This window comes from Bradyrhizobium centrosematis (assembly GCF_045571495.1).
Classification (GTDB): domain Bacteria; phylum Pseudomonadota; class Alphaproteobacteria; order Rhizobiales; family Xanthobacteraceae; genus Bradyrhizobium; species Bradyrhizobium centrosematis.
The window spans coordinates 5,098,993-5,110,474 of record NZ_CP120703.1; the positions used below are offsets into that span (position 1 = coordinate 5,098,993).

Here is an 11,482-nt window from a genome sequence, read left to right on the forward strand (position 1 = left end):
GGGGCGTTGTAAAGCAGGGCATGACTGAGAAGAAAGCCTCGCTCGACATCAAGTCCCTCGCCCGCGACGTCCGCGCCGGCAGTCGCGCGGCCCTCGCCCGGGCCATCACGCTGGTGGAGAGCCGGCGCAGCGACCACCAGGCGCTGGCGCGGGAGCTGGTGCAGATGCTGCTGCCCGACACCGGCAAGGCGTTTCGCGTCGGCATCACGGGATCGCCGGGCGTCGGCAAATCCACCACCATCGATGCGCTCGGCACTTACCTCATCGAGCAGGGCCACAAGGTCGCCGTGCTCGCAGTCGATCCGTCCTCGGCGCGCAGCGGCGGCTCGATCCTCGGCGACAAGACGCGGATGGCGCGGCTCGCGGCGTCCGATCATGCCTTCATCCGACCCTCACCATCCTCCGGCACGCTCGGCGGCGTCGCGGCGAAGACGCGCGAGGCGATGCTGCTCTGCGAGGCCGCCGGCTTCGGCGTCGTGCTGGTGGAAACCGTCGGCATCGGCCAATCCGAGACCGCCGTCTGCGACATGACCGATTTCTTTCTCGCCCTGATGCTGCCGGGCGGCGGCGACGAGTTGCAGGGTATCAAGAAGGGGCTGGTCGAACTCGCCGACATGATCGCGATCAACAAGGCCGACGGAGACAATCTCAAGCGCGCCAACGTCACCGCCGCCGATTATCGCGGTGCGCTCCATATTCTCAGCCCCCGATCCGAGCACTGGCATCCGCCCGTCGTCACCTATTCGGCGCTGGTCGGCACCGGCATCGCCGAGCTCTGGCAAAAGGTCCTCGACCATCGCAAGGCAATGAACGCGTGCGGCGATTTCGCCGCACGGCGGCGCGACCAGCAGGTGAAATGGATGTGGTCGATGCTGGAGCAGCGGATGCTGGCGCGGCTGCGCAGCGAGGCCTCGGTTCGCACCAAGGTCCGGAAGATCGAGGCCGAGGTCGCCGAGGGACATCTCACGCCGGCTCTCGCCGCCGAGCAGATATTGGAGTTGCTGCAATGAGCGACAAGCTCCGCGTTCTCCTCACCGGCTTCGGGCCGTTTCCCGGCGCGCCCTACAATCCCACCCAGCCGCTGGTGGCGCGGCTCGCGCAACTGCGCCGTCCGGCACTCGATGACGTCGCGATCTCCAGCCACATCTTCCCGGTCACCTACGCCGCGGTCGACCGGCAATTGCCTGACGTGCTCGCGAATGTGAAGCCGGACGCGCTTTTGATGTTCGGCCTCGCCGCGCGCACGCCCTATCTGCGGATCGAAACTCGCGCGCGCAACGCCGTCACCATGCTCTGGCCCGACGCCGCCAACACCCGCTCGAGCAAGCGCGGCATTGCCGGTCATGCGGATGCGATGACGTTCGGCCCGCACACGGCAAGGCTGCTGCGCGCCGCGCGCCTCACCGGCATCGATGCGCGGTCCTCGCGCGATGCCGGCGCCTATCTCTGCAACTATCTGAGCTGGCGCGCGATCGAGAAGGTCAGGGCGGGCGGTCCGCAGCTTGCGGCGTTCATCCACATCCCCCCGCTGGCGCGCAGCGGCGCGGTGCGTCGCAAGGGCGCAGCCCGGATCACGCTGGAGGAGCTGGTGGATGCGGGGGAAGCGATGCTGATGGAGATGGTGGGGCTGGCAAGAAAGCGGCGGACCACGCCGGCCTCGCGGTAAACACTTAACCCTACCGCAAACAATCCCCACCAGCCCGGCCGCGCTGCGCTACCTAGTCGGCGCGGACACCCCGCGTCCGCCGGAGGACGCGTCATGGACCTCAATCGCCGTCACCTCATCGGAGCTTCGACCGCAGGCCTTGCGGGTGCGCTGGCGATGCCGGCGGACGCGGCACGCGCCGCGCCGCTGACGTCCCTGCTCGGCCGCGATGCCACGCAATACGGCGTGCGCCCCGGCAGCAGCGAAGACCAGACCCGCGCGCTGCAACGTGCGATCGACGAGGCGGCGCGGGCACAGATGCCGCTGGCCTTGCCGCCCGGCGTTTACCGCAGCGGACCGTTGCGGCTGCCGAACGGCGCGCAGCTGATCGGCGTGCGCGGCGCAACGAGACTCGTCTTCACCGGCGGGCCCTCGGCGGTCCAGAGCGACGGTTCGGATTCCATCGGAGTCACCGGCATCACCTTCGACGGCGGCAGCATTCCGCTGCCGGCGCGGCGCGGGCTGATCCATGTGCTCGGCGGCCGTGACGTCCGCATCGCCGATTGCGAGATCACGAACTCGGGCGGCAGCGGAATCTGGCTCGAGCAGGTCACCGGCGACATCGCCGGCAACATCTTGACCAACATCGCGGTGACGGCGGTGGTCTCGTTCGACGCCAAAGGCCTCAGCGTCTGCCGCAACACGATTCTCGGCACCAACGACAACGGCATCGAGATCCTGCGCACCGCGATCGGCGACGACGGCACGCTGGTCGCCGACAACCGCATCGAGAACATCAAGGCAGGCCCCGGCGGCTCCGGCCAGTACGGCAATGCGATCAACGCTTTCCGTGCCGGCAACGTGATCGTGCGCGGCAACCGCATCAGGAACTGTGACTACTCGGCGGTGCGCGGCAACTCCGCCTCGAACATCCAGATATCAGGCAACAGCGTCAACGACGTGCGCGAGGTCGCGCTCTATTCGGAGTTCGCGTTCGAAGCCGCCGTGATCGCCAACAATACCGTCGATGGCGCCGCCGTCGGCGTCTCCGTCTGCAATTTCAACGAAGGCGGCCGCATCGCGGTGGTCCAGGGCAACATCATCCGCAATCTGATCCCGAAACGGCCGATCGGCACCGCGCCGGACGACGATGCCGGCGTCGGCATCTACATCGAGGCCGATACAGCGGTGACCGGCAACGTGATCGAGAACGCGCCGTCCTACGGCATCGTCGCGGGCTGGGGCAAATATCTGCGCGATGTCGCGATCACGGGCAATGTGATCCGCAAGGCGCTGGCCGGCGTCGGCGTCTCCGTCGTGCCGGGCGCCGGCATCGCGCTGGTCAACAACAACATGATCTCGGAAACCCCGCGCGGCGCCGTGGTCGGCCTCGATCACGCGCGTGCCGTGACCTCGGACCTGTCGGCTGACGGCGCGCAGCGATTTGCCCAGGTGGTGCTCGGCGGGAACGCGGTGCGCAGATAGGCTCGGCCGACAGCCAGGCCGCTCATCCTTCGAGGCTCCCCATGGGACGCGTCGCGTCTCATGCCTCGCACCTCAGGATGACGGGGCGAGAGAGACGGCCGACACTTCTCTGGTCTCACTCACCGCCTTAGAACGCGTTCCTGAGCAGTGGGTATTTGGCCTCGAGGCCGTCGAGGCTGAAGGTGAATTCGACGACGCGCTCGGGGGCTGCGACGATTTCGTCGGCCGGCGGGGCGAACTGCGGCAGAAGCGCAGCCATCGCTGCAGGCGCGGTGTTCGGCGGCTTCGCGGCGGCTACTGCGAGCGGCGGCATCTCGGCCGGCGCGGTGAACGACGGCCTCGCTGCCGGCGCCAGGGGCGCGGCGAGCGGGGCTTCGGCGATCTCCGCCAGGATGTCCGACTTCGGATCGAGCCTGACCGGCACGGCGGTCTCGGGAGCGATGTGGACCGCCTTCGGCTGCACGGTCTGCGCCTGCTGCACACGCGGAAACACGCGGGGCATGGTCGCCGGCGACCAACCGAATGCGGGCGTCACGCTGGCAGCCGCCTCGGCGACGTCCCCGCCGGTTGCGAGCGCGCGCCAGGTCTGAACGGCGCGCTTGGCTTCCTGGATGTTTTCGAGGAAAGCGATCTCGGAGTGATAGCGGCGCCAGCGGCCGGTCTCGAACATTTCGGAGAGATGCTGCAGCCGTTGCTCGGCAAGAGCGCACCAGCGCAGCGCGAGGTCGCGGCCAACGGCCACGGCACGATCAGACGTGCAGTCAGATCCTTGGCGATGTGTCATGAACCAGCCCGTCAGGAGAAAACACGGACGCGGGGGACGCAACGCACACGAATCAATTTAGACGCGACATGAATATTTTGTGGAAAAGATTTGACTTGTCCAGCAACGACACAACGCTCCTCCTCAAAGACCGTAGTTGTGCGGAGATTTCCTGTGTTTTCGAGTCAAGCTTCGCACAAGCATAGCGGGCTTGCGGCATGGCTGGCCGAGCGACGCCATACAGGCGGGCGCGACTTTCAACCGAAAGCTGAATCCACTCAACGTTTCGAAGAATCGGACGCCCAAAAAGAAAGACCCGTCCGGGGGGACAACCGGACGGGTCGAGCCATATGGGCGCTTGGGGTGGATGGGCGCTCGCGCCTGATATGACCGATGGGGAGGGATGACCGCTCCCACATAATTTGGTCGTGGCAGCCAGCTGAACGTTCAACGCGGGGTTTGCTTTTTTGAGCTTCGATCTCGCGCGCGTCTTTGCCGCAACCGCTAGCGCGTCGCTGGCCTATCCGCCTGAGAAACCGTGGATTTATCATCCGCGCTCGACAGCGAGGGTTGTTCGATCGCGCGGCTATTGAGCTCGTCGCCACGCTTCCCGGCGTCTTCACGTTTTGTTGTACCGGACGCAGCCGCAACCGGCGTCGCGCTGGCGGCGGGAACGGCCATGACCGCGGCAAATGCGTCGGCCTGGCCGTCGCCGAAAAGCTCGTCACGCCCGGGAGAACCGAGGTCGCGCGCCGTCTTTGTCAGCGTCATGCGCAGCGCTTCCGGCTTCAAGGCGTAGTTGCGCTCGAGCAGCAGCGCCGCAACACCAGAGACATAGGCGGCCGAAAACGATGTTCCCGACGTCATCTGGTATTTGCCGTCAGGTGCCGGAAGGAAGATATCGACCCCCGGCGCTGCGATCGCGATGTAATTGCCGCGGTTGGACGCGGTGAACAGCCTGTCCTGCTGGTCGGTCGCGCTGACCGCGATCACGTTGGGATTGGCGGCCGGATAGAGCGGCGGCGACTTCGCGCCGGCATTGCCGGCGGCCGCAATCAGCACGAGCCCGCGCGCGGCGGTCGCCGCGATGGCGCGTTCGATCACCGCGTCCTTCGGACCGGCAAAGCTCATATTGACGATCTGCGCGCCGTGCTCGGCGGCGTAATTCAGCGAACGCAGGATGATGTAGGACGAGCTTTCGGCGCTGCTATTGGCTCCGCCAAAGGCGCGGATCGCGATGATGCGCGCCTGGGGGGCGCTGCCCATCAACCGGGCATGCGCCACGATCGCGCCGGCGATGCCGGTGCCGTGGACGTGCGGCCCCTCGGCGCTGCCGAGGGCATCGAAATTGTCAGCGACGGAATCGGCGAGCTCGGGATGCCTGGCATCGATGCCGGAGTCGATCACGGCAACCGTGACGTTGGCGCCGTGCACCAGCGTGTGCGCCTGCGGCAAACGGAGCTTGGCCAGGGCATACTGCGCGGGATCGCCCTCGCTCGGGATCGCCGATTTCTGGTCCTGGAGCACATAACGGAAGTTCGGCTGGACCGAGCGCACGCTGCCGTCCGCTGCGAATTCGCGCCGCACCGTCTCGTACGGCCGGCCATCTGCGATGCGGAACAGACCGAACGTGGCTCCGATCAGCGGAAAATTTTCCGAGGAGATGCGCGTCAGGCCGTGCCGGCGGGCAAGCTCGTCGGCATCGCCGGGCGACAGCGTGCCGTCGATCTCCGCCACGAATTCGTTGGCGAAGCTGCGCAGATTGGCAACGGCCGGCGCGGCCTTGCCGCGGCCCTTGCCTGCACTCTTCTGGCCGGATTTGGCTGAGCCGGCGCCGCCTGCGTTCGGCTGCGCCAGGCATTCGCCGTCGGCGTCGCGATAGGGCGCGCTGCAGGCTGGATAGAGGTTCGGCGAGTAGCGCGCATAAGGCAGCACCGTCGTCGTCGACCGGATACGCGACGTCGTGGTGTGGGGAATGGTCGCTATCGTCCGCGGCCCGCGATCGACGGACACGGCCCTGGCCGACACTGTCGGCGCGACGCGCGGGGTAATGCTGGACGAGATGGTCGGCGTTCGCGAGGGGACGCTGATCGTGGGCGTGCGCATGATCGCCTGCGCCTGCGCAACATCGACGCCGAGACAGGCGGCGATCAGAAGCGCGGCGCCGACCGATGAAGCGTAGGCCCGGGCGCGCATCCTGCTCTCGGATTTGCCCATCATCGGGTCAGCGGCGCGCCTAGGGCGCCGCGACGGCGAGGTTCACGAACTTCTCGCGCTGCATCTTGCCGAGCAGCGAAGCGAGCTCGTCCTGGCTCATCGCCTTGTCGAACTGGAGGCGGAACATGCCGCCCTTGGCCCCGTCGATGATCGAGGCGTGGTAGCTGTCCAGCAGCCAGGTGATGTCGGAAATGCGCGCCTCGGGCGTGAAGCGCACCAGCGCGCGTGCCGGCGCAGCGGCGCCGCCAAACTCGCGCGTGATCGGCGCGCCGGTCGAGAGCGAGGCGGTCTGGAAGGTCGCGGGCTGGTTCTTCATCAGCACGGCACCGATGACACCGGCTTGCAGCACCAGCGCGACGGCGCCGAGGCTCGCCGACCACGCCAGCGTGCGCGGCGACAGGCTGGCAAAGAAAGTCGAAATGCGCGCCGACAACGGCAGCGGGCCGCTCGCCCGCGCCGGTTCGGCGTCGATCGCGGCGAACAGCTTCTGCATCGCGCGCGCCGACGGAGCACCGAGGCTCTCGTTCAGATGGATGGTCTCTTCGTATTCGCCGCGGATCGCGGCATATTGCTTGGCAAGCTCGGGATCGCGCGCCAGCGCTTCCTCGACCCGACGCGCATCGCGCGCGTTCAGCGTGCCGGCCGCGTGCCAGGGCAGCAGTAGTTCAATGTCACCGGGCTCTTGCTCCAGCATCTTCTTGCTCAAAGCCATCATGGCCAGCCTCGCTCAACGCCGGCTGCCTTCAGCAGTTCGGCCAGTTTCTTGCGCGCATAAAACAAGCGCGTCTTCACAGTGTTCTCCGGTATCCCGACGATTTCGGCCACCTCTTCCACGGACTTCTCGTGGTAGTAGACGAGATCGACGATTTCCCGGTGTTCCGGCGAGAGGCCCGCCAGACACCCCCGCAACGCTTCACTGGTATCCTTCTTCTGCACCACCGTTTCCGGATCGTCGGACGCATCCTCGATCGCGTTGGCGGCTTCTTCGTCCAGCTCAAAATCCTTCCTGCGCCGGAGCGCAGACAGGGCCTTGAATCGCGTAATTGCCAGCAGCCAAGTGGAAACGGCGGATCGGCCCTCGAACTTGCCGGCCTGACGCCAGACGTCGAGAAACACCTCGCTGATGAGGTCTTCCGCCGCCTGCTCGTCCCGCACAAGCCTGAGCCCGAACCTGTACACCCTGACGTGGTGCCGCCCGTACAGCACCTGCATGGCGAGCCGGTCACCTTGAGCGATCCTGGCGATCAGGATCTCGTCCGAAGCCGCCTGTGTCGCGCTCAAAGGCCGTCTCGCAAAGTTGGTCGGGTCGGCGCGGCGGACGGTTCGACGGGGGGTGCAAAATTGTTCAAGCTACCGCAGTCATACGGGCTTCTGTGTGATCCACCCCACATACCCGTATCTTTCTTGTCCCATCTGCGACCGTCGGCCGCCACAATCCAGATTGGTAACATAATACTTAGTTGCTTCCTTACGGAATGCCTGTCCGGCACAGGCGGCCGGCCTCGTCCGGTTCCATAGCAGCGTTGCACGACATATGTCTCGCCAAGCCTGGCTGAGGCTCGATGGCATTGCAAACTGATGGCTCGTCGCCGGCGAAATTTCTTCGCCGGCCCATCATCCTGTTCCGTGCTGCACGGTTCGGATTCGGCTCCAAAAGGATACCAAACCTAAAGGCTTGCCACGTAGATTTTTCCGCTGACATCCACCATTGGCGGGACCATGAGCAGGGCCGCGACGTCCTTTCCCGAGAGGAATGCCGCTGAGGTCGCGGATACCGTCCTCGCGCCCGAGACGGCGGCCCCGGCAGTCCTGGCGCGCCGCATCCGACAGCGCCGCCAGATGTATGTCGGTCAGGTCGCGAGCTATTCGCTGGGCGCCTCGGTCCTGCTGCTCTACGCCTATGGCGGCGCGGTCTCGATGGCCGTTCCCTCGCTGTTCTGGCTCGGCGGCCTCCTGATCATCGGAACCTTCACCGTCTTGTCGGAAGCCGGCATCGGCGACCGCTTCGAGGATCATTACCTCACCGTCTTCCAGATCTCGGCGCACATGGCGCTGCAACTGGTATTCCTGCTCGCCGTGCCGACGGTCGGGGTCGCCTTCATCGCCGTGCTGTTTCTGATTTTCGCGTTTGGCACGCTGCGCATGACCTCGAGCCAGGCGATGGTCACCTGGGGCCTCGCCACCTGCGGGCTGGCCTTCGTCTTCCTGGGTTCGGACCTGCCGATCGGACTGCCGGTCGCGACCCGTCTGGAGCGCACCGCCTCGATGCTCTGCTTCGTGCTGGTGATCGGCCAGTGCGCTTTCCTCGGCCTGTTCGGCGCCACATTGCGCAAGATCCTGTACCGGCGCAGCATCGAGCTGAAGGCCGCCTATCAGCGCATCGAGGAGCTGGCCGAGCTCGACGAGCTGACCGGCTCCTATAACCGCCGCTGCATCATGCGGCTGCTCGATGGCGCGATCGAAAAGGCGCGGCAGACCTCGACGCCCTGCGCGATCGCCCTGATCGATCTCGACTGGTTCAAGCGCATCAACGACGCTCACGGCCATCCTGTCGGCGACGAGGTGCTGCGCACCTTCGCGATCACCATTTTCGCCAATATCCGCCCGTCCGACAGCTTCGGCCGCTACGGTGGCGAGGAATTCCTGCTGCTGCTGCCGGACACGTCGGGCGAAGCCGCGCAGCACATGCTCGAGCGCTTGCGCAGCATCGTCGCCGATCTCGACTGGGGCGCATTCTGCCTCAGCATGCGCGTGACCATTTCTGCCGGCGTCGTGACGCTGCGCGAGACCGATACTGCCGATACATTTCTCGCGCGCGCCGACAGCGCGCTCTATTCCGCCAAGGCGCAAGGGCGCAACCGCATTGCAACGAGCTGACCAATCCATTTTCCCCCGGTTCGGCAGAAGCCGCCGGACCAAACGCTCCAGGACAGGGCAATGAGATCCAAATCCGCAAAGTCATCCGAGAACCTGCTCGACGAATTGCAGGCGGCGCTCTCGCACGGCACCGTGGCGCGCCGAGTCGAGACGCTGCGTCGCGTCACCGATCTCTTCGTGGGCAACGCGCTGGATTATTCCGACGACCACATCCGCGTGTTCGACGACGTGTTCCAGTGCCTGATCGAGCAGATCGAGACCTCGGCCAGGGCGCTGCTCGCCGAGCGCCTCGCACCGATCGCGGCCGCGCCGCCAAAAATCATCCGCACGCTCGCGCTCGACGAGGTCATCGAGGTCTCCGGCCCGGTGCTGTCGAAATCCGAACGGCTGGACGAGACGACCTTGATCGAGATCGCGCGCACGAGGGGCCAGGCGCATCTCAAGGCGATCTCGCTGCGGCGGGTCCTGTCGGAGGCGCTGACCGACGTGCTGGTGACGCGCGGCAACGAGGACGTGGTGCAGTCGACCGTCAGGAATCCGGGCGCGCGGTTCTCTGAGGGATGCCTGTCCGACCTCGTCACGCGCGCCGAACGCGACGACGATCTCGCCACCTGCATCGGCCTGCGACCCGACCTGCCGCGCCACCACTATTTGAAGCTGGTCGCCAAGGCGTCCTTGAGCGTGCGCAGGAAGCTCGCGGCCGCGCATCCGGGGCTCGTGGACGAGGTGTCGAGCGTGGTCCAGGAAGCGGCCCAGCGAGTCCGCGCCGCCGCCATGACGAAGCAGACCGAGATGGCGCGCGCGCTGGTGAAGTCGCTGCACGAGGACGGCCGTCTCGACGAATTCCAGGTCACCGCTTTCGCCGAGCAGGGCAAGTTCGACGAAACCAATGCGGGGCTCGCCGCGCTCGCCGGCGTGGCGGTCGAGACCGCCGAGACCATGATGATCGAAAGCCGCACCGAGGGCGTGATGATCCTCGCCAAGGTCGCCGGCATGTCCTGGCCGAGCGTGCGCGCCATCATCGCGATGCGCGAGAAGCTCTCAGGCGGCTCGCAGACCGACATGCTGACGCTGCGGGACAGTTACGAGGCGCTGCGTTCATCGACCGCACAGCAGGTGCTGCGCTTCCACCGCATGCAGCAGAGCACGATTCCGGCGGCGTGAGGCTCGCAGAGCCTAAAGCGCGATGCGATTAGGACGAATCGTCATCGCGCTTTAGCTTGTTGTTTGAGCATGATCTTTTCGGAAAACCGCTGCGCACTTTTCCGGATCATGCTCTAGTACCGTAGGACCCTCGATCCGACCGCCGCACCGATCGCCGTCACCAGCGCGGTCGCGATCGTGTACCAGGTCGCAACGAACAGGGGCGAGTCGTCGGTGCAATGCGATGCGTAGAGCGTGGCGGCAAGGCCGGCCGACACGAGTCCGGCGAGCGCGCCGGCCAGCGCCGGTCGCGAGGGCGCGCCATGGCGCAGCCCGAACAGCGCGCCCGCGAGCAACGGCAGCGACATCGCAGGGATAGCGAGCAGGCACACCCTGGAATTCTTGCCCATCAGCCGCATCGTCATCGGCATCGCCGGCGCCATCATCGCCTCGCTGCCGATCGCAACCGCAAGCAGCCCGACCGGCAGCAGCAGCAGCCAGCCCCAGCCGCGCATCAGGGCTTCGGGACGCGACAGATGCAGGCTGACGATGATCGCGGGGATCGCAAGCGACAGCGTGACAGCGAATTTCATGTCGAAGAACGGGTTGTGCATGGCCGTCATCACGTCCGGCCGCACGCCGAGGAAGGTCGCGAAAATCAGGATCGACAAGGGCGCGGCGACCAGCAGCGACATGGTCAGCACGGCGCCAACGCGGGGCGCGCGGTGGGCATTGTCGGCTGCGAGCGAACGGATCAGTTGATCGGTGTCCATCACGAGTGGTCCCGCAGTTTGGCAGTCAGTGCCGCAAGCCCGCGATGCAATGCGACCCGCACCGCGCCTTCGCTCATCGAAAACTTCGCCGCTGTGTCCTTGATCGAGGCGCTCTCGACGGCGATCGACTGCAGCACGTCGCGCTGGCGCTGCGGCAGCGTGCCCAATTGCGCGGCGACCTCGCCCGTGGAGGCGGTTTCCTGCGGTGCCTCGCCCGGCAGTGTCTCGGCGAAATCGTCAATGTTGACGAAGACGCGCCTGCCGCGGCGCCTGAGCGCGTCGATCAGCTTGTTGCGGGCGATCGCGAACAGCCACGGAGCGAAGGGGGCCTCGCTGTCCCAGGTGTGCCGCTTCAGGTGCACCGCCAACAGTATCTCCTGCACGATATCCTCGGCCTGATCGGGAGGTTGCCCGGCTCGCGCCAGGCCACGCCTCGCCGCGGCGCGCAGCACCGGCGTGACCGCCTTCAACAGGCGATGATACGCCGCATCATCGCCTGCCATGGCCGACCGCATCAGGCCGGTCCATTCGTCCTCACGTCCGCGCACGCGCGCCCCTCACCATGCAATTCGGCCGTTC

11 protein-coding genes are annotated in these 11,482 nt (G+C 66.3%); 5 read left to right on the forward strand and 6 right to left on the reverse strand.

The window, feature by feature from the left end:
• The first annotated feature begins 20 nt into the window (after nucleotides 1–20).
• From meaB to P6U31_RS24510, 3 genes are all read left to right on the forward strand, one after another.
• Nucleotides 21–1,010 carry a methylmalonyl Co-A mutase-associated GTPase MeaB gene (gene meaB / locus P6U31_RS24500; RefSeq protein ID WP_407184331.1) on the forward strand — a complete coding sequence of 330 codons (990 nt, stop codon included), beginning with the start codon at nucleotides 21–23 and terminating at the stop codon, nucleotides 1,008–1,010.
• Entirely contained in the window at nucleotides 1,007–1,666 is a 660-nt protein-coding gene (locus P6U31_RS24505; protein ID WP_407184332.1) for a pyroglutamyl-peptidase I, read from the forward strand. The genes meaB and P6U31_RS24505 overlap by 4 nt, the downstream gene beginning before the upstream one ends.
• 93 nt (nucleotides 1,667–1,759) lie before the next feature.
• Complete coding sequence (locus P6U31_RS24510) at nucleotides 1,760–3,130, forward strand: TIGR03808 family TAT-translocated repetitive protein (protein WP_407184333.1); 1,371 nt, start codon at nucleotides 1,760–1,762, stop codon at nucleotides 3,128–3,130.
• 127 nt (nucleotides 3,131–3,257) lie between these two features.
• On the opposite strand, the gene P6U31_RS24515 is transcribed toward P6U31_RS24510, so the two are convergent.
• From P6U31_RS24515 to P6U31_RS24530, 4 genes are all read right to left on the reverse strand, one after another.
• Nucleotides 3,258–3,872 carry a TIGR03809 family protein gene (locus tag P6U31_RS24515; RefSeq protein WP_407184334.1) on the reverse strand — a complete coding sequence of 205 codons (615 nt, stop codon included), beginning with the start codon at nucleotides 3,870–3,872 and terminating at the stop codon, nucleotides 3,258–3,260.
• A gap of 525 nt (nucleotides 3,873–4,397) precedes the next feature.
• Nucleotides 4,398–6,113 carry a S8 family serine peptidase gene (locus P6U31_RS24520; protein WP_407184335.1) on the reverse strand — a complete coding sequence of 572 codons (1,716 nt, stop codon included), beginning with the start codon at nucleotides 6,111–6,113 and terminating at the stop codon, nucleotides 4,398–4,400.
• Nucleotides 6,114–6,129: 16 nt separating this feature from the next.
• Nucleotides 6,130–6,825 (reverse strand): hypothetical protein, encoded by a 696-nt coding sequence (locus P6U31_RS24525; RefSeq protein ID WP_407184336.1) that lies wholly within the window; start codon nucleotides 6,823–6,825, stop codon nucleotides 6,130–6,132.
• Entirely contained in the window at nucleotides 6,822–7,391 is a 570-nt protein-coding gene (locus tag P6U31_RS24530) for a sigma-70 family RNA polymerase sigma factor (RefSeq protein WP_407184337.1), read from the reverse strand. Before P6U31_RS24530 ends, P6U31_RS24525 begins: the two co-directional genes overlap by 4 nt.
• A 438-nt stretch (nucleotides 7,392–7,829) precedes the next feature.
• Between P6U31_RS24530 and P6U31_RS24535 the strand changes: the two genes are divergently transcribed.
• Nucleotides 7,830–8,987 (forward strand): GGDEF domain-containing protein, encoded by a 1,158-nt coding sequence (locus P6U31_RS24535; protein WP_407184338.1) that lies wholly within the window; start codon nucleotides 7,830–7,832, stop codon nucleotides 8,985–8,987.
• A gap of 60 nt (nucleotides 8,988–9,047) precedes the next feature.
• On the forward strand, nucleotides 9,048–10,151 hold the full coding sequence (locus tag P6U31_RS24540; protein ID WP_407184339.1) for a DUF2336 domain-containing protein: 1,104 nt from the start codon (nucleotides 9,048–9,050) through the stop codon (nucleotides 10,149–10,151).
• Between the two features lie 113 nt (nucleotides 10,152–10,264).
• Here P6U31_RS24540 and P6U31_RS24545 read toward each other — a convergent pair whose 3' ends face one another.
• Nucleotides 10,265–10,903, reverse strand: a complete 639-nt coding sequence (locus P6U31_RS24545) for an NrsF family protein (RefSeq protein ID WP_407184340.1) — start codon at nucleotides 10,901–10,903, stop codon at nucleotides 10,265–10,267.
• On the reverse strand, nucleotides 10,903–11,451 hold the full coding sequence (locus tag P6U31_RS24550; RefSeq protein ID WP_407184341.1) for a sigma-70 family RNA polymerase sigma factor: 549 nt from the start codon (nucleotides 11,449–11,451) through the stop codon (nucleotides 10,903–10,905). Before P6U31_RS24550 ends, P6U31_RS24545 begins: the two co-directional genes overlap by 1 nt.
• Nucleotides 11,452–11,482: the final 31 nt, after the last annotated feature.